We start from the raw sequence: 20,296 nt of genomic DNA, 5'->3' as shown, positions 1-20,296 counted from the left end.
ATTAACGACCTTCTATAACACCTTCTATGGAAATATATAAGGACTGCAAATTCTCTAGCATCGTTGGAGATGCATCCCAGTAGCCACGTTGAGCGGCTTCTAACAAAATTTCCGCAATGCGCTGCAAGGCCCACGGATTTACATCACGCATCCATTCTTGCACCGTTGTATCTAAGGCATACTTGTTCGCATAACCTTCATAGACCCAGTCGGGCACTATATCACTCGTCGCATCCCAGCCAAAGCTATGGGATACCACATTGGACATATCCGATGCACCTTTATAACCATGATTCATCATAGCTTGAATGAATTTCGGGTTTTGTGTTTCCCCTTGCACAACGCGGCGCAGCTCATCCGACAAGGACCGCATCACAACGCGGCTACGGTCGGTGCTATCCCCCACATAGGCGCGAGGCGCACTGCCCTTTGCAGTCCGTACTGCTGCAATGAGACCTCCATGATAGCTATAATAATCATCGGCACTCAAAATATGAGTTTCTCGATTATCTTCATTCTTAATGGTCACATCCATAGTAGTAAGGCGCCGTTGAAATAATCGCATATCTTGGGGAATGTCTTTATGCAAATGAAAGCTACTCCACTTGCTATACACTTGCGCAATATCTTCTACGGACTGCCAGTTTTTGCCTTCTATCAAGGCACCTACACCGGTGCCATAGGCCTGTGGTGGATCACCAAAGATGCGAAGTCTCGCCTTCTTAGTAGCTAATAATGGGTCTTCACCCTGTTCAACGAGCCAATCTACATCATCGTGAATATGTTTTTTTACATAGTTATCATCTGGGGACTCATCTAGTTCTGACACCATTTCCACGGCCTTATCAAGCCAACTAATGGCAGTAGGCATCATATCTCGAATGAGGCCACTGATGCGACCCATTACGTCGATACGAGGCCGTTGTAATTCTTCTAAAGGAATCACCTCTAGACCTGAAATGCGACCATTGGACTGCCATTTAGGACGAATCCCTAATAAATAAAGAAATTCCCCTAAACACTGGCCGTGGCTTCTAGAGTTGCTACTAGCCCAGAGAATGATGCCTACCGTTTCAGGGTACCGTTGCTCGTTTAAGATATAGTCAGTAATGACTTGATCTGCCAAATCTATCCCTAGCTGATAAGCAATCTTTGTGGGTAGTGCCCGTTCATCGAGGCCATAGAAGTTACGCCCCGTAGGCAATACATCAACTTGACCGCTGGAAGGAGCCCCACCAGGGCCGGGTTCAACATATTTTCCCTGCAAGCCCTGCGAAATGGATGTAACCTCATTCTTTGTTTGCCCTAATTTAGGTATATACTCGCGCACAATGACTGCGGCCAAAGGCGCTAGCCGTTCTGGTGCTGTATAATCTGGTGTATTCACCACATACCTTACAAACGCACGCAGTTCATTCCAAATTTGATCAATGATGTTACTATAACGAATCCCCTCGTCATTTACGTCCCCTGCATGTTGTTCTATATAGGACCAATCATAACCTAATTCTTCGGCTAAGATTTCAAGACCCGATGCAATATCCCCTTGTGGCGTCCGTACAATGGCGGTAATAAATTCCTCTAGCTCTACACCTTCAGGTCCTTGCCCTAAAATGTGCAAGCCATTTCTCATCTGCATATGCTTTAGGTCGCTTAACTTTTCATGGACAGCTGTAATAAGATCGTCCATCTCCATCGTAGCGCCTTGTTCTTCATCGATGAGATGACACGCCATGGCTTTCTCTCGAATCACGTTCTCTATATCCGATACACTCTCAGGATGCTCTTGCTCAAAATGACTATGCTCATCGAGCAAGGCTTCTAGTTCTTCAAACTCATCATATAGACCAGCTGTCGTCATCGGTGGCGATAAGTGGCCTACTAAACAAGCGGAGCTACGCCGTTTTGCCTGAATACCCTCACCTATGATAGTCGTCCAGTAAGGGTAAATATTAGGCAAACTAGAAATGCCTATTTCAGGATAACAACTAGCACTGAGGCCAGCGCCTTTACCAGGCAGCCATTCTAATGAGCCATGGGTACCCACATGAATGACTGCATCCGCTGCAAAAACATGACGTACCCAATGGTAAAAGGCTATATATTGATGTGGCGGTGGCAAACAGGGATCGTGATAAATAGCAGATACATTTTCCCCAAAACCACGAGGTGGCTGCACCGTAATCCATAGATTGCCATTGGAGAATCCAGGGATAATGATTTCATCATCGTAGACGAAGACATCTCCTGGCGCCGCGCCCCAAGACTCGATCATAGACTTTTGCGTATCTGCTGGCAGCGTTTCAAAATACGTTTTGTAATCATCACTACTCAAACGCCCTTCTGCAGAAGCTAAGAGCTCATCAGTGAGCATAGACCTGTCATTCGTCATATGAGATATGACTATATCCATCAACTCTGCACTCGTTTCTGGCACAGTATCTACGGTATAGCCCTCGTCTTGCATACTCTGTAATAGTCGTCGTACCGATTCAGGCGTATCAAGTCCTGCAGCGGACCCAATATTGGAATTTTTAGGCGGATAGTTATGCAGGATAATAGCTACCTTTCGCTCCGATACTGGAATATATCGTAATTTAGACCATTTAATGGCCCGCTCTACAACAGCAGCAATGCGTTCTTTCACAGGTAAATACATATAATGCCCCTGCTCGTCATAAGTTTGACAAGCCACGACGCCACCCTGAATGACGCCATCGAGTTCCGGTTGTGATATGGATAAATTCACATCTAAAGGCGTCACACCTTGTGGATCTGCAGCCCAGGTTTTCTCATCCATGTATATGGTATAGCCCTGAATGATAGGCACATCCTGTAACTTTAATTCCTCCAAAGTTTGCGCCCCTAAGGACTGATAGGAGAATTTACAAGTATTTATGAGCACATCAAAGGGGAATACATCCTTACCAAAGAGATGATTCATGGACAGCTTCATATTAGGAATGCCTACACGAGGATTCGAGCCATACTGTCCATAAAAGATAATCGGATTGTACTGATGTTTATAAATCTCTTCGAATAAGGCCTGTTGATACTCAATATCCCCCATAATCCATTCGTCGCGATAGAAATACACCGCGATGGACGGCCAATCTGGATTTCCTTCAGCCTCCATGAACTCATCATAGGTTTCGTAGATATTTCCATCGCGGCCCATGATGGCTTGCCACGGAATGTGATCAGGTTCCTCCCATTCGGAGATCGGTTTTGTACTGAAAGCACCGTTAATAAGGCGCACATAGTTCATGACGCCACTGGTGCGGCGGTAGCTTTCAAGAAATCTCCGTTGATTTTCGTCTATATTGCGATAGAGAATATCTGTTTTCTTAGGCTCTACCACATCGATCCAATACTTAGGATGATGCGCATACAGCCAACGCTCTAGACCTTCTAAAAATGGCGAATCTAAGCCAACCCCCATATTCGTTACGAGAACAACATCTGCAGCGCGTAGGCGGCTTTCAAAATCCTCATCCCAAAGGGGCTGTTTTTTCATATTACAGATGTCCACCTCACCCTGTATTAATTCAGGATAGGTGGCAACAGCCTTTTCTATATATTGGATTTGTTTTCCTAAATTAGAAATATACATGAGACGACTCATGATCTACCTCCGCGATACTCGTAAAATATCATCCGCCGTAATAGTATCCATGGCGTAATAACTGCCATTCATTAATTTACATAATTCTTTAGCAAGGCCTAGCTTGATAAAGCCCGTTTCCGTATCGATAACGATACAATCTACAGGCAAGGTTCCAAGAATACGAGCCCATTGTTTAGCCTCTGCTACGGGATCCTCAGAATCCCCCGACGTAGCTCGACCATCGGTGATACATATAATCTGAATGCGTTCTGCCCGATGGGCACGCAACAATCTATCGCACATGGTGTAGGCCATGCGTAAACCGTGAGCTAATGGCGTTTTACCACCTGTAGACATAGAGGCTAATAGTCGCTCTGCGCGCTCTACGCTACGGGTGAACGGCAATAACACCTCTGCCGATTCCTTGCGAAAGGCAATGAGTCCTACTGAATCACGATGGATATAGGAGTCTCGCAAAAGACTCAAAATAGCTGCCTTAGTAGCCTCCATGCGATGCCGTGCCGCCATAGAACCGCTAGCATCCACCACAAAGAGTTGGTATGCGCCAATACGTTTTTCTCGAGCTTTACGGCGATAGTCCTGTGGTTTTATTACTATAGATAAGCCCTTAGCTTCTTGTTGTTCTAATGGCAGAGACTGCGTAGATTGTGTTTCTTGTTCCACCTTAACAGCAGCTCGCAACCGTTGGTAGGGTGCTGCCGCTCGCAATGTATCGACTAAGGCCAAGTCCTCAAGAGCATGTTCATCTTGATAGGCCCGAATCATGCGCCCTCGAGTATCCTTTGTTTTAGTCATGAGTCGACGACCAGAACCCTTGCGATACTGACGGTCTACCGTCTTATAAGACTGCAATTTCCAATGAAACATCTGGTTAGCTATACGGGCAACAGTATCAGGCAAAGATACAGAAGATAGCCCGTTAGATACATCAGCATTAGTGCTTCTTGAATCAGAACTATCAGGTTCCTTAGCGTTAGCGTCATTAGTGCCACTAGTTTCTTCTTGATTAGCGTTGCCGAATACGTCTTGATTAGACGCTCCATCTTCGGTACCACTTATATCATTATTGGAATTATCTGATTCATTAGGATTGGATTCATCACCATTAGAATCTTCTTCACCCGAATTACTCGAGTTATATACATCAGAGTCCTCTGTTATTTCAGTATTCTTCTGCAACTGATTTTGGTCGTTTGTACTGCTTCCATTATCCCCTTGTGATGATTGAGATTCTGATGCTTCATCTCGCTTCATACGATGGGGCAAGACATATAAAGCGGCTCGGTCTGCATGGATTGGCTTGCAGTACGAGCTGCCATCAAGAACGGCAAGAGATTTCATAACTTGCAGCAATACGTATTCTGCACCATGGCCTACGGTGCGTGCTTGTAGTGCATAGGATATGGCTAGTGAAAGCATAGCATCCGAAACAGCAATATTCTGAACTCGTTTAATAGCTATGAGAGATAACATGTCCTCAGCTGAAATAACATCTATTGAGCTAGTTTCCTCCTCACATAGAGCATCGTCCAAGTCTGATTGATTATCCCTTGCTATAGATGCTTCACCACATTGAATTTCTTCTCGATTTTGTTGCAACACAGCTATACGAGATTCTAATGTAGGTGCAGCCATAGATACATGCACATCGACGAGTTCCCACTCCGCATCATCTAGTGTTCTATCTTCATGATTGATAGTCATGATGAGCAGTATTTGACGTCGCTTCGCCTCTACTAATAAGGCACGACGAACCTCAGGTGCCAGAACGTGACCATCATCGACAACCCAGCATCGAGTGCTAGTGTCATCTAAAAGGCCGGCGGACATAATCATCTTGCCCTGCTCTAGGGATGCTTCAAAATCGATAGTCTCTTGTAATTGCGAATTATCTACATACACAGGTATCAAACGATAGGGAATATGCCACACCTCGAGGCACTGGCGAAGGATATAACTTTTACCCACACCAGTACCACCAGAAATAACGAGAGTATGAATCTGATTGTTTACAAGGCCTATTTTGAGGGCCTCTTGTACAGATGTTTCCATAGCTAGCCCTCAAGCACAGCCGTTACCACTGTATCAATACGGTCTTCATCATGACCTTGTTCCTCAAATGGCAAACGACGTAAACGATGCTTCAATGCTAATCGTGCTGCTATCTTGAGGTCGCTCTCTGTGATTTGATGGCGACCGTGAAAGGCTGCGTGTGCACGAGCGGTGTGCATCATCGTAATATCTGGACGATGACCATCAACGCCAACACCAATACTAATGCTTGCAATTTTCAACAACACCTCATCGGTGGGAATGATGCTTGGCAATAATTCACGAGCTTGTAATAAGCGTTCGTGTAATGCTCGTTCCGATTCCGCATAAGACGCTACGAAACTTACCGGGTCGTCGCCAAAGGCAAGACGGCGCTTGATAACCTCCATGCGTTGTGCTGGATCATGCTCACCATAGACCATGACGGAAAGACCAAATCGATCTAATAGTTGAGGTCTAAGGTCACCCTCTTCTGGGTTCATCGTGCCTACGAGGATAAAACGAGATGGATGGGAATGGCTCACCCCTTCACGTTCCACCGTATTCACTCCCATAGCAGCTACATCTAGTAAAATATCTACAATATGGTCATCTAATAGATTGACCTCATCTACATAGAGAATATTTTGATGCGCTGCGTAAAGAATGCCTGGTTCAAAGGCTTTCACACCTTCTTGCAAAGCCTTTTCTAAATTTATGGATCCAATGACACGATCTTCTGTAGCATTGATAGGCAATTCTACAACGGTCATTGCGTCGGCCCCTAGTTCCATAGGCGGTAATAGATTCGCTAGCGCACGGACCGCTGTAGATTTAGCAGTGCCCTTTTCACCTTCAATTAGCACGCCACCGATGGATGGATTGATGGCATTGAGTAAAAGGGCTAATTTCATGTTCTCTTGGCCCACAATAGCTGTAAATGGATATAACATAAGCCTAACCTCATTAAGGATAGAAAAATTCTATTTCAACTCAGGATCGATAGATATGTCTGTACTACCACCTGTTTGTTTAAAGTCATCAATATTCGTAGTACCCTTAGGGAATACAAATATTCGTTGTTGTTTAAAGTACGGATCATCGTAGACCGCTGCCGACAAACGGAATGCGTTCCGTAAATTTTCAGCAGTCAATACGTCCCGTGGCGTACCTACATCGACAATGTGACCATCGCTTACCAAGACGAGCTTGGTGCAATATTTTGCAGCCAATTCTAAGTCATGAACGACGATTAAAATTGTCTTGCCTTCGTCACATAATCTACGGCCTTCGTGAAAGATATCATCAGCGTACACCAAATCAAGGGCTGCCGTCGGTTCATCTAGTAACAGCACCTCGGTTTGTTGTGCTAATGCCTTAGCTAGAAATACCCGTTGTCGTTCACCGCCACTAAGATTTTGTACAGAGCGATGTCGCAAGTGATATACTCCCACCTCTTTCATCGCCTTTTCTACGATGGCCTTATCATCTGGCCCTTCTTGTTGCCACCATTTCAGATAGGGGTAACGCGCCGTCATCACAATATCGATGGCTTCATAATCAAAGGAAACATTCACAGACTGTTGCATATACGCCACATGATGAGCAATTTCCTTATCGCTCATGGCTGCGATGCTTTTACCATCCCATAAAACCTGACCACCAGACGTAGGATAGAGGCCGCGCAAGGTTTTTAACAGCGTCGTTTTACCTGACCCATTAGGGCCGATAATACCGACGAATTCACCGCTATTAATAGAGAAGGACGCATCCTTTAGAATTGTAGTTTCCCCTAATGTGACAGATAGGGATTGAACATCTAGTTTCATTAGGCCCCTCCTTTGCTACGCAAGCGATGTAGTAAATATAAGAAATATGGTGCCCCTAAGAGAGCGGTCATAATGCCAACGCGAATTTCTATAGGTTGTGCGATAACGCGCCCCAATGTATCACAGAATACGAGGAACAGCGCCCCGCCAACGGCCGACATAGGCAATAGTATGCGATGATCCGGTCCTACCAAAAGGCGTACAATATGAGGTACCACTAGGCCTACAAAGCCGATAGAACCACTGACACATACAGCGGTAGCTGTAACGACAGATGCAAGGAATAGGAATAGCATACGGTACACCATAACAGGTAAACCCAATGCACGTGCCTCGGTGTCACCGAGAACGAGTACATTCAGATGACGGCCGAGCATCATCAAAATAACACTACCCGTCATGATGGGCCCTACGGCTAGTGCCACATGATCCCAACGACGGAAATCAAGGCCACCTACCATCCAGAATAAGAACTCACGCAACCGGTATTCGTTAATCATCGTCAAAATACCGGAAGTAAAGGCACCGAGCAACATGCTTACAGCTACGCCAGCCAACAATAAGGTGGTTGTATCCAGCTTATTATTGCGCAAGGTCAACAGAATGGTAATACCAACGGATATAAAGGCACCAATAAAAGCAAAGGCAGGCATATAAAACATACCAAGAGATGTAACGCCAAGAGCGATGGCAATAACGGCACCAAGGGAGGCCCCTGCCGATACGCCCATGATACCTGGATCTGCCAATGGATTGGAGAAAACACCTTGCATAACGGCACCCGCCAAAGCGAGTGCACCGCCTACAAGGAGGCCAATGATAAGTCGTGGCATGCGGATAAACCACAATACCGCCTCTTGTTCAGCCGTAATCGGCTCAGTAAAATGAACCGGTATACCCATACCATTTAATATACTTTGTATGCCACCACCGATAGGAATCATAATCGTTCCTACATGTAGCGCCAATAAGCTTACAATACATAGCAATCCCCCAATTATGGCAATTGCCATGATTTTTTGTTTCTGTTTAGTCATGAGAATTCCTTTCTAACTGAGGATACACTGTATGCATAATAGCTAGCATCGCTTCACCAATATGCTGATTCATGGTATATAAGTACGCCGCCGGCAAGGCTTTCACACGGTCTTCTCGTATGGCGCGCAGATTTTGAAAGGCCGGATTGTCTAGATAGCGACTAGATAAGCTCTTATCCATGCCCTTATAGGATGGAACAAAGATATAATCTGGATCCATGGCTAATACGCGCTCATCTCCAAACGGTGTCCGCGGTGGTAAACCGAGAAGATCAGGTGCATTGTAAATACTCATGTATTTACACATATCATCAAAAAGACTACCGGTTCCCGTGTACCCATCCATGGATGATACAAAGAGGACACTTTTACGCTCCGCTGGTGAAATCGATGCCCCAAGGCGTTTCATCTCAGATAATTCGCGGCGAATTTTCTGTTCATAAAAGTGCCCCTTTTCATCTTCTCCTACAATATTCGCAATGTCCGTTACATTCTTGATAACCGATTCCACTGTAGTACCTGTTGGCACTACAACAGTAGGTATGCCCATATGACGCAAACCTTCAGTAACATCAGCCGTGGTATAGTCAGGAGCAATCACCAAATCAGGATTTAAGGCGATGATTTTTTCTAATGGATATGAACTCATAACTGGTTTTACGAGCTTTGCTCGCTCCGCTTCCAGGGAGTACTCAGGATAGGTGGATAATTGATTAATACCTACTAATCGGTCCGGTTCTATAAGGCCTAGTAAAATCGTATCGTATGCAGAAGATAATGCTAAAATACGTTTCGGATGATCAGGCACTGCTACGCGAACCCCATCATAGCTTTCAACATAACGAGTGTATGGCAAGGCCTGCGTTTCATCTTGTGGACCACATCCGGTTATACCTACAAAAAGGAGTACCATCAAACATATAAGATACACAATGTTCTTGTTCATGATGATACTCCTTGTATAGTTATAACCGATTATTAAATGATTCCTGAATAGTCAATCTAAATGATTAATACAATGTCCCTTTTAGAATTTTTGAGTGTAACTAAGTTGGTAATTAAATGGCTCATCCCAATATTCCCAATCCCCGTTGGAAATAACATTGTGACGATTCAACAAGTTACGCGCATCGAGTCGTATAGATGAGTTCTCATTGAACTGATACCCTACATACGCATTCCACGCTACAAGATTTGGATTAATGCCGCCATCGCGGTTCTTCATCCGTTTTGTTACAAAATTTATACTAGATCCAGCTGTCCAAGTGGAACTATTGTAATGAACCCCCCCTGTAAATTGTAATTTTGGATTGGCTTGTTTCCAATAATTTTTATCGATTTCCATTTGTTTTGGATTCGAATACGATGCACCAACAGACATCTTTAATCGATCTGTCAACTTGCGACCATATTCGGCTTCGATGCCCACATTTCTATATCGACCACCGTTGACACGAATCGTCATTTTACCGTTGCTATCTGGTTTCCAAGAGAAGAAATTTTTGAAATCCATGTAGAATGCAGCCACCTTCCAACTATCTTTATTGGTAATGTGCTTGTAACCCAATTCATAGTTCCAACCTTCTTCAGGTTTTAGATTACGTCCGCTAACCGATTGATATTGTCGGTTTACCGTTTTAAATGTATCGCTTAGATTAGGCATGGTGAAAGCTTTGCCTACATTCATATATAAAGAAGATTCTTTATTAATACGGTGATTCAATTGAAACTGTGGTGTCAACACATGTTGATTCTTTACAGGATCCTTGATGTCCGTATAGCGCAATCCTACAACGGTAGTCCATGTAGGATTGATTTGATAGGAATAGCTACCATAAAGAGCTAAACTGTGGCGATGAGGACTCGCATAGACTGGGCCTGATGTAGTACGATATGTTTCACGCTTACCAAGTACACCGGCAATTAGATAATCCTTGCCACCTCTAAAATCCCATTCATGTTGTACATCAACCCCATATTGACGGGCAATATAGTTACTATCGTTAGATGTATAGGATGGAAGACTATGTTTACGGTTTTTCCCCTTCAAATCTCGGTCATTATAAAAGAGTGTACCTGTCGTAGTTCCCTCTTTATAAATCAAAGATGCGTTGTTCTTAGAGTCATCGTATGCATATGTTGTAGAATGGCGATTGCGATTCGTCATATTACTTTCAGTACTCAACTGAGCATAGGCAGACTTACCTTCGAAGCGGCTAAAGTTCAATGTCACCTTATCGCTCAATTTGCCACTCATAAATATACCTAAGGAATTGCCTTTATCCCGTGCGGTATAGTATTCATAACCACGAGGATGACTCACCGAATCTGTACGAATAGGTGTAGACGGATCTTGTTTACCAAAGAATCCTCGTTCTATGCCAATCAAGAAACGAGGTGTGCCATAGTTGATTTTATAAGTTTGGCTGCCCATATTACCTACGCCTATAGTAGCAGAGCCACCTTCTTTAGATGGTGTTTTTGTAATGACATTTACTACACCACTCATGGCATCAGAACCATATAGAGCTGATGCAGCACCTTTCAATACTTCGATACGTGCGATAGAACCCGTTGGAATCGAGCTAAGGCCACCCTTCCCATTTAGATTCATCGGCACCCCATTTACGAGAATGAGAGAGCCCCGTTCTAAGCCACGAATATTGACACGGCTATCCATTGCACCATATTCAAGGCCCGAAGCGCCATAGGAGAAGGATGTAATGCCAGGCACCATGTTCACTGCATCAAAGGCATTTTTAGCACCGCTATTCATGATATCTTTGTCCGTAATAACATCCATCGCTGCCGGCGTATCTAGGTTCAATAACGCCATCCGATTAGCCGTTACATTAATAACATGACTTTCAGATGCACCATTTGCGTCAACAGATGTTGCTGTAGTAGGAGTATCTGTCGTAGCCGTTACATCTGCTGCATATGCATTCACAGATAACCCCATCAGTGCCAATCCTATAAGTACAGAAGTTCTTCGTTTCTTAAGATTAGTCATAACAAATCCCTCGTAACACACACACTAATTATTCATAAATATTACATAATTGTATTATTACACATTTAAAAGGACTGCACAAAACCCATACCCCCTATCAGTACTGGATTTATAGGGGACATGGGCCAAATAAATATTAGAATTTTTGTGTATAACTCAATTCATATGTAAATGGGTCACCCCAGTATTCATAATCCCCATTGGTGATGACATTGTGTCGGTCTAACAAGTTGCGCGCATCGAGACGAAGGGTTGCATCCTTGTTGAAGTGGTAACCTACGTACGCATTCCAAAGGGCGATATTAGGATTTAAACCACCATCGCGATTGCGCAAACGTTTTGTAACGAAGCTAAAGGAAGTGCCAGCTTCCCATGTTGGGCTTTCATAGCGAATACCTGTAGTGAATTGCAATTTAGGGGCTGCTTGTTTCCAGTAACTTTCATTCATTTCCTTTTGTCTTGGATTTGAATAAGAACCACTTACGTTCCATTTGAGGCGATCCGATAAACGTCTGCCATATTCAGCTTCAATGCCCACATTGCGGAATTTACCGCCATTTACGCGCACCAAAGGTCGCCCATTCGCATCTGGTTGCCATTGGAAGAAGTTTTTGAAATCCATATAAAATACGTCGACCTTCCAATCATCCTTTTTGTTGATGCGTTTATATCCGATTTCATAGTTCCAGCCCTCTTCTGGTTTAAGGTTTTTACTGCTTACCGCTGTATACCGACGGCTAACGCTGCGGAATGTATCGCTCAAACTAGGCATTGTGAAAGCTTTCCCTACGTTAACATACATGGAGGATTGCTTATTGATGGAGTGCAATAATTGGAATTGAGGCGTCAACACATGTTGATCCTTGATTGGGTCATCGATTACGGTATAACGCAATCCTAAAATGGATGTCCATTTAGGATTGATTTCATAAGAATAGCTACCATACACGGCATAACTATTGCGTTTCGGATGGATATATACAGGCACCGCCGTTGCATGGTATATTTCTTGCTTACCTGTAATACCTGCGATTAAATAGTCCTTACCATCTCTAAAATCCCATTCATGCTGTACATCAAATCCATATTGACGTGCGCGATAGCTTGTTTCAGTCGCCTTAGCTTGGGACGTATTGTGCGCCCGGCTCGTACCACGCATCGTACGGTCATTATAAAACAAGGTTCCTGTAGTACCCTTGTCCTTATAAATCAAGGATGCATTATTGCGATCATCCTTATAATGATACGTCGTAGAATGTCTTGCTTGATTAACCAGATTTGTTTCCGTACTAATTAGACCAAAGGACGATTTACTTTCAGCACGATTAAAATTCAATGTTACCTTATCTGAAAGCTTACCACTCATAAAGAGCCCCAAAGAATTGCCCTTGTTGCGAGTACTATAGTAATCGTAGTGTTTAGTACCTGCATGGTCGTAGCGAATCGGTGTGGATGGATCCTGTGTACCCCAATATTTTCTATCAATACCAACGATGAATTTATCTGTACCATAAGACACATCAAAACGTTTAGACCCACGATTACCTACAGCAACTGTAGCAGAGCCACCCTCTGTAGATGGAGTCTTGGTAATAACATTAATAACGCCACCTAATGCCTCTGCACCATACAATGTAGAAGCTGCGCCTTTCACCACCTCGATACGTTTAATAGCGCTCGTAGGAATAGAGCCGAGACCGCCCTTACCATTGAGGTTCATAGGCACGCCATTTACAAGAACAAGGGCACCACGGTCAAGGCCTCGAATATTCGTACGGCTATCCATGCCACCAAAATCGGCACCGCCCGCACCATAGGAATTAATTGTCACACCTGGTACGTTCGCCACCGCATCAAAAGCAGTGGTAGCACCAGTATTTTTTAAATCCTCAGGTGTAATTACATTCATCGCTACAGGTGTGTCCAAATCTAGGAGGGCTGTGCGATTAGCGGTAACATTGATTACATTGGACGACTCTTGATTCTGATTAGTTGTCATATCTACCGCATAACCATTTACACTCATACTAAGTAACGCCATCATTGTGGCCACATATACACGTTTATTCATTTCATTCACCATCCTATATGTTTTATTAAAACTATGTTAATTCTGTTAATTTGTAGCCTCCGAACTACAGTGGGCAATTTGGTTGTAGTGGATATGAACCTTCTCATATCCACTACATAAACTGTAATTCATTTAATTCAATTTAGGCTCATTCCAAATATAATCATTATTCAAATTCATATCTTATATAAAAAACATCTGATTTAGGCTTACCAGTTGTATTGGTAGCCCCACCTGACCTAGCTGCAAGGGCAAGGGCATCATTATCAAGAAGGCTAGAGCCGCTACTCCTCTCAATTTCAGCCCTTACATAATTACCTTCGCCATCAAAATAAACCCTAATGGTAACTGTCCCTGTAATTCCTCTACGTACAGCTTGTGCTGGCATGACTTTATTGGCATCTAAACTAGCACGATAACCGGAAACATCAAAGTATCCCGAACCTTCCGTATCACTAGTCCCAGGATTGCGGCCCTGTGTACCAGGGCCGTCATTTGCTTTACCACCATTGCCAACGGGGCCACCACCCGGACCTGTTGTATCACCATCGCCGGAAACACCTACAGGATTATCTGTATTCCCATGTAGATTTACACTAGCCGCTTCATTGCCACCTAGATAAGGGTTAAGATTTTGCAAGCCCGGTGTCGGTTTTCCCGATAAATCCGGTAATACACTACCTGACTTACCGCCCGCAGCATTTTCTTTATCATCAGAGACAATTTTCTCTTGCTGTTTCTTCTCCTGCTCAGGAGGTTCCGGCTGCACCATGTCGAGATTGATGACCAAGTCTTTCTTTGGTGTTTCTGGTGGTTTTAAATGGCCGAACAAATCGCCTACAACACCCCAATATGCTAAGTTGACCACCAATGCAGCGATAAAAGGAATGCCATATCGTTTACTCACCATATGATCACTTCCGTTCTGTCGCTACGCTGACAAATCGAGCACCACTCATCTTAAGATTATCCAAAATGCTAATAACATCCTTATACGCAATATCTTCAGACGCACGAACGATAAAGGCTTGTTGTGGTTCCTTCGCAACGATGCCTTGAATTTCATTGCCTAAATCATCAGGCTTAATTTCACGTTCGTTCAAATACATCTTATGAGTGGCGGTTAAGGAAATCGTAATCGGCTCAATCGTTTTCGCCGTCGATGCAGACGCCTTTGGCAAATTGAGAGGAATTTGTTCCTCTGTATTCATATACAACGTACTCATCATGAAAAATACGAGCAAGAAAAATACGATATCGATCATAGGTATAATCATGATGGTAGGTTCTTTTTGTATCCCTACTGAACTACGTTTCATCGTTGACTCCTAATATATAAATCCAAGATAGAACCTAAGCGTTGTTCCAATTTTGCAATATCATAATTTACTTTACTTGTGCACCAGCTATGGATAGCTAATGCTACGATGGCTACTGAAAGCCCTGTTGCCGTTGCAATCAACGCTTCGGATACACCACCAGTAATAACAGTAGGGGCACCGATATCGCCACCAACAGCAGCGAATGAGCGAATCATACCGACTACAGTACCCAATAGACCTAGTAATGGAGCCATAGTAACCATCATGCTGAGCCAGTTAAGACCGCGTTTTAAACGTTCATCCATATAACCTACTACATCGTGAAGGCGATTTTCCAAACCTTCAAAATTATATACGGAATCTACAATTGGTATTACAAATTGACTAAGTGCATCATCATTATTCTTAATCGCTTGTTCTAATGCAATCCAATCATTCGCATTACGACCTGCTTCAATGCTAGACGACAATTGTTGAATTTCACTGTCAATGCGACGATACATACGAATTCGCTCAAATAAAATCGTACATGCGGCCAACATAAATAAAACTAGCGGATACATGACTACGCCACCCGCATTAAAAAGATGAATTGCATACTCCATAATAACCTCCTCAAACTTATAATTATAAATTTGTACTCTACTGCGTATAAAACACAAATGCAATCTGTATTAATCGTTATATTACGATTAATACTAAGTTATTTTATTATTTCATAAACAAATACGTAGCACAATAAACCTATACCCTGTATGGGTATGATATTTTACTGTATGTATTTTTATAATTACTAATTTTTCCATTGAATACATACATTTGTCTATTACATAAAACACTAATAATTCTCATGCTAAAAATTATTTATCTGCTCTCAATACATATAAAAAAGGCAGTCTATAGAAATGTTTTCTATAGACTGCCTATACAGATATTATCTAAATTCTTAGCATACTAAGAGGCTGAACATAACACCTCTATCAAGTACATATTTATTAATTCTATACAATTTTATGAATATTATTCATACCTGCATAACCATTCGTTTAAACTATCCTATGACACCGTTATATCATCATAATAAAACTTATGTATGTGCATCCTCTCGCTACGAAATAATGATACATAAACAATATCTTGCCTATCAATACACTATCTTGCATACACCACTTGAGCTATTGTATAAATACCTCGTCCAATATGGTAACTCTTGGCCAACAGGGCATCCGTAGACACGATAGCTACCTTTTTGTTTTTAATAGCTTTCAAATTTGCCAATGCAGGGTCATTATAGTAATTGGCATAGATGGCATCGCGATTATAATCCGGTGCATGTATGTCCATCGGTACAATGATAACATCAGGGTCGGCCTTGATAAGGTCTGCCTTTGTACCAAAGTTAGATTGTTTCACTCCGCTCTTAGCAGCTGCATTATCTACGCCCACATAGGTGAGCATATCGGCGATCAAGGTTTTCGGTTTACCATATAATCCGTTTTCATTATACACAGCAACGGTTTGCTTTGGATCGTCGCGATGCGCAAAATGAAGTGACTCTGTATCGCGGATATAGTTCATCATCGTCGATATAAGGCTGTCAGCCTTGCTTTCACGGCCTAGTAATTTACCTACATTGCGCGTCTGGTCCTCTACGTCTTTCACAGTCACAGGCGCTCTTAATAATGCTACCTTAATGCCCTTTTCTCGCAACGGCCTAACGAGTTCTATGGATTCAGCGCCATCTTCAATGATAACAATATCCGGCTTTAACGCCACTATAGCATTCACATCAGGCGCCACCCGTTGCTTAACGGTATTAGTCACTTGATACGGTGCTGCGGTAGTAGCCACTACGGAATCACCAGCTAGTTCGCTCACCAAATCCGCCACATTAGGCCCTACGGCGACGATACGCTCTGCCTTATGATCTAATGTAACCGTTGTGCTGGTTCCATCCACCATCATATAGTGCCCGTGAGAGCTTAATATGCCGAATAGGCCCCCACTTGTAAAGTTTTGCCAAGAACGGTACATACCAAAAGCCGCTACCACCAGACCCACAATACAAATAGCCAAAATAATCATCAAACGACGTAATTGCATAAGCTCTCCTCCTATGCTTTCAAAAAAATCTCATCATGCAATACACTGTAAACTAGCAGCAACAATATAAGACATATATCGCTAATTAGCTGGCACGCTTTGGTATTTTACATAATTCTTATACGACCAATCGCCATACAACCATTTCGACATCTGTTCCATTTCATAATACATCCACGACGAATAGCTCATGATGTGCATGTCATTAATAGGATACACATAGCCCTTTTTCACAGCTGTTATATTCTGCAAGTCCGGATCATGCATAATGGCATCTATATCCTGCTTATACTCAGGTTGTTTGACCGAATATATGGTGGGCACAAAAATAACATCAGGATTGATGCGAATCAAATCCGCTTTTGTGCCCATGTTTTCTTGCATGTTGAAAGTAGGATAGCTCGCCCGATAGTCCCAAACATCAGATAGAACATTAGGATCCTTACCACTATCTTTGATTTTTAAGTTACCTGCTCCATCAACGCCATGAATCATTTCGATCATATCGCGAAGCACGCCAGCCCGGTACACCCCATGCGTTGGATTGTACAAGGCAATCACCGGTTTTACATCATTTTTATGAGGCTCCACCTGTTTTCGTACCTTCATAACAGAATTGTTAATCGAATATTCCGCATTTTTGGTATCAAACAACTTCGCCACTTGATTCGTATTAAGGGTTACATCCTTTAAACTATCTTTCAGCGTATAAATAAATACAGGAATACCGGCGGCACGCAACGATGCCACTAATCCTGGTGGCGTCGTTTCCGGTGCGATAACCACATCCGGTTCATAGGATTTTATAGACTCCACCGTAGGCTGTACACGGCCCTTAATTTCTGTACCAGAGACATAAGGAGACCCATCGGTGGCTACAACATAGGGCTCACCAGCAGCACCAACCAAGTCCACCGTTCCGGTCCCCAATGTAACGACCCGTTGCACATAATCCGGCACGACCATCTCCGTATGTTGACTATCTTGAATCTTCCGGTGATTCGCAGCCGTTAACATCCGACCTATCACACCATGCCTCGGTATAACATCGCCTAACAACTCTGGCGCCATGCCGATAACTAAACCTATGGCAATACAAATGCCCATGACTATATATGGTAGTACAATCCATTTTATCTTCTTCATAAGCGGTCTCTCTCCGTATATCACTTACGAGTCATACGATTTCTTTGGTAAAAGCACAAACTACTACAACATAAGGTATTTCGCTGTCATACTATATGCTTGTTTAACTATTTCTTACTAACTTTTTTACTTGGTCTCGCTGCTTATTTAACTATTTCTTACTAGCTTTTTTCTTGTTTGTTTTTGCTGCTTGTTTGCCTTTCGCAGGGCCTGCGGCTTTCACAAAGGAATTATTCAAATTGGTAGCAACCATAAGGGCCACATCAGCATTAGGAGTTGTGACAATAGAACGACCTGCCACGGTCACAGTAGGTCCATCATAAGATGCACCACCTGGCTGAATTTGACCATTATGGTACAAGCGCGCCAATTTACCAGCCATGAAATAAGCTCGTTCTTCGCCCGTATAGCGACCGCTATTGGCAGGGCTATAGATATTCACGCCATTCACAAATACCGCGCCATTATCGACCGTAACGTGATTGCCAGAATACGTATACATGCGATCAATATTGTCCTTTACACGGCTGCTCGTCTTAGGGTGATTATTAGGGCTAAATACTTGGTTCAAACCTTCACGGTACAAATCACCATATTTATTACGAAGTACCGCCATAGAAGCAGCAGCACCGCCCACATTGTAAGGAGACTCGCTCAAAATTTTAAAGCCTAATTCGTCAGCCGCCTTTTCTTGGCCCATCGTGAATACTTGGTTCTCCATGTAATTACCAGCAATATTGGACAAAATAGCCGCATTACCGCCACCGCCAGCAGCAAGGCTCACCGCTGTAGATAAACCTACTTGCTTCTTGAGACCATTGACAATGTCCTTGTGCTCGCCATGAGAAATTTCATGAGCCATAACATAAGCGAGTTCATCATCATCTAATAGATCCAAAGCGCCCTTGTTAACAGACATCACGCGACCAACCGTAGCGAACGCATTGAAATCATCACTAGGATTTGCGTACACCACATACGAACGCTTGACGCTAGGCGAAGCCTCTAAGGTCTTCATGATACGTTGCACCCGTGCTTGGGCTGCACTATCCTCTAAATAGCCAGTTTGTTTCTTTGCACGAGCTAAGCTTTGTTCTTGGCCTTCCTTAGAATTATCCATTTTATTGAAAGCCGTGGATACATATGCATACGCCACTGCACCACCAATTAACGTTTGTGCAGCCCCCGCAGAAGCAGCCTCTACCGTTGCGGGTACTACGGCAACTGTTGTTAATGAAAGCCCCATCACGGCGGCTAGTATCAAAGATTTAATTTTCTTATTCATATTTGATCCTCTCATTGTCTCTCAAAATAAACGCGTTCTATGCTCTCGTTATCTCTCAAAATAAACGTGTGCTATTCTCTCATTATCTCACAACATAAATGCGCCATAGGAACACAAAGATTTCTAATAATTCGATTCATCGGCGAGTTCAATGGCCACCTTATCATCTTAAACAATAGATCCCTAATTATTGGATTCACCAACAAGCTCAATAGCTACCTTACCATCTTTAGATACAGCACCACCATGAGTGTACCCAACAACATCAAACCCAGCTGCCGCGCATTGGCGAGCTATGCTTTCATAATTATCATTCTTACCACGCGTACAGGTGGAAAGATGAATGGTAGTAACACCATTTTTCTTGAAAGAAGCCAATTTCTTCTCCAAATCGCCACCGCTATGGGTAAAACCAACTAGCTCAGTATCCTCATCTGTATAGCGCTCGAAAGAATCTACTTTATTCATATATGCCTTAAGACAACCACCGCAAGAACAACGTTGCATCGTGTCTTCGTTCACCAGAACTGCAATTTTCTTAGTCATAAAACCTCCTGTCAAAACATTGTACGCAATAATTATACCATAATCAATATAAAACAATGTGTCTCAAGATACATTACTTACAAGAAACACCCTGATGTACGCCATTATACATCAGGGTGTTATATTACATAATATCTTCCTCGCGGCCAAATTTACCGTTTTTGTATTCCCCATAAGCGAGGATAAGCTCTGTTTTATTTGTCATAACAAATGACCCTTGTTTTACCACAGGTTCATTGAGTGGTTCTCCAGCGAGAACGAAGATTTCAAGACCTTCATCACCAG

15 protein-coding genes and 1 pseudogene are annotated in these 20,296 nt (G+C 43.0%); all 16 read right to left on the bottom strand.

What is annotated here, in order from left to right; genetic code table 11:
• Position 1: 1 nt before the first annotated feature.
• Complete coding sequence (gene cobN / locus RYP29_RS00735) at positions 2 to 3,625, bottom strand: cobaltochelatase subunit CobN (protein ID WP_311531557.1); 3,624 nt, start codon at positions 3,623 to 3,625, stop codon at positions 2 to 4.
• Between the two features lie 3 nt (positions 3,626 to 3,628).
• The gene (locus RYP29_RS00730) at positions 3,629 to 5,680 is read right to left on the bottom strand and encodes a VWA domain-containing protein (RefSeq protein ID WP_311531555.1); all 2,052 of its coding nucleotides are present in this window, start codon (positions 5,678 to 5,680) and stop codon (positions 3,629 to 3,631) included.
• A gap of 2 nt (positions 5,681 to 5,682) precedes the next feature.
• A complete protein-coding gene (locus RYP29_RS00725) occupies positions 5,683 to 6,612 on the bottom strand; it encodes an AAA family ATPase (RefSeq protein WP_311531553.1) in 930 nt (309 codons plus the stop codon).
• Positions 6,613 to 6,642: 30 nt separating this feature from the next.
• Positions 6,643 to 7,428: pseudogene (locus RYP29_RS00720) on the bottom strand (ABC transporter ATP-binding protein); the annotation flags it as partial.
• A 59-nt stretch (positions 7,429 to 7,487) separates the two neighbouring features.
• Positions 7,488 to 8,525: an iron ABC transporter permease gene (locus RYP29_RS00715; protein WP_311531550.1), complete on the bottom strand. Its 1,038-nt coding sequence runs from the start codon at positions 8,523 to 8,525 to the stop codon at positions 7,488 to 7,490.
• Positions 8,518 to 9,471, bottom strand: coding sequence for an ABC transporter substrate-binding protein (locus RYP29_RS00710; protein WP_311531548.1), 954 nt, complete (start codon positions 9,469 to 9,471; stop codon positions 8,518 to 8,520). The genes RYP29_RS00715 and RYP29_RS00710 overlap by 8 nt, the downstream gene beginning before the upstream one ends.
• Positions 9,472 to 9,552: 81 nt before the next feature.
• Positions 9,553 to 11,538 carry a TonB-dependent receptor gene (locus tag RYP29_RS00705; RefSeq protein WP_311531546.1) on the bottom strand — a complete coding sequence of 662 codons (1,986 nt, stop codon included), beginning with the start codon at positions 11,536 to 11,538 and terminating at the stop codon, positions 9,553 to 9,555.
• Between the two features lie 136 nt (positions 11,539 to 11,674).
• On the bottom strand, positions 11,675 to 13,621 hold the full coding sequence (locus tag RYP29_RS00700) for a TonB-dependent receptor (RefSeq protein ID WP_311531544.1): 1,947 nt from the start codon (positions 13,619 to 13,621) through the stop codon (positions 11,675 to 11,677).
• 154 nt (positions 13,622 to 13,775) lie between these two features.
• Positions 13,776 to 14,519 (bottom strand): energy transducer TonB, encoded by a 744-nt coding sequence (locus tag RYP29_RS00695; RefSeq protein ID WP_295230160.1) that lies wholly within the window; start codon positions 14,517 to 14,519, stop codon positions 13,776 to 13,778.
• 4 nt (positions 14,520 to 14,523) lie between these two features.
• On the bottom strand, positions 14,524 to 14,928 hold the full coding sequence (locus RYP29_RS00690) for a biopolymer transporter ExbD (RefSeq protein WP_295230159.1): 405 nt from the start codon (positions 14,926 to 14,928) through the stop codon (positions 14,524 to 14,526).
• The gene (locus tag RYP29_RS00685) at positions 14,925 to 15,536 is read right to left on the bottom strand and encodes a MotA/TolQ/ExbB proton channel family protein (protein WP_311531540.1); all 612 of its coding nucleotides are present in this window, start codon (positions 15,534 to 15,536) and stop codon (positions 14,925 to 14,927) included. The genes RYP29_RS00690 and RYP29_RS00685 overlap by 4 nt, the downstream gene beginning before the upstream one ends.
• 547 nt (positions 15,537 to 16,083) lie before the next feature.
• Positions 16,084 to 17,034: an ABC transporter substrate-binding protein gene (locus RYP29_RS00680; protein WP_311531538.1), complete on the bottom strand. Its 951-nt coding sequence runs from the start codon at positions 17,032 to 17,034 to the stop codon at positions 16,084 to 16,086.
• An 81-nt stretch (positions 17,035 to 17,115) separates the two neighbouring features.
• Positions 17,116 to 18,180, bottom strand: a complete 1,065-nt coding sequence (locus tag RYP29_RS00675) for an ABC transporter substrate-binding protein (RefSeq protein WP_311531536.1) — start codon at positions 18,178 to 18,180, stop codon at positions 17,116 to 17,118.
• 151 nt (positions 18,181 to 18,331) lie between these two features.
• Positions 18,332 to 19,465: a M48 family metallopeptidase gene (locus tag RYP29_RS00670; RefSeq protein WP_311531534.1), complete on the bottom strand. Its 1,134-nt coding sequence runs from the start codon at positions 19,463 to 19,465 to the stop codon at positions 18,332 to 18,334.
• A 183-nt stretch (positions 19,466 to 19,648) separates the two neighbouring features.
• Positions 19,649 to 20,011 carry a CGGC domain-containing protein gene (locus RYP29_RS00665; RefSeq protein WP_298606706.1) on the bottom strand — a complete coding sequence of 121 codons (363 nt, stop codon included), beginning with the start codon at positions 20,009 to 20,011 and terminating at the stop codon, positions 19,649 to 19,651.
• Positions 20,012 to 20,135: 124 nt separating this feature from the next.
• Complete coding sequence (locus RYP29_RS00660) at positions 20,136 to 20,276, bottom strand: pirin-like C-terminal cupin domain-containing protein (protein WP_311531670.1); 141 nt, start codon at positions 20,274 to 20,276, stop codon at positions 20,136 to 20,138.
• Positions 20,277 to 20,296: the final 20 nt, after the last annotated feature.

Origin of the sequence: uncultured Veillonella sp. (assembly GCF_963534045.1) — a bacterium.
In the GTDB taxonomy this organism is placed as follows: Bacteria; Bacillota; Negativicutes; order Veillonellales; family Veillonellaceae; genus Veillonella.
This window is presented reverse-complemented; position numbering and strand designations above follow the sequence as displayed.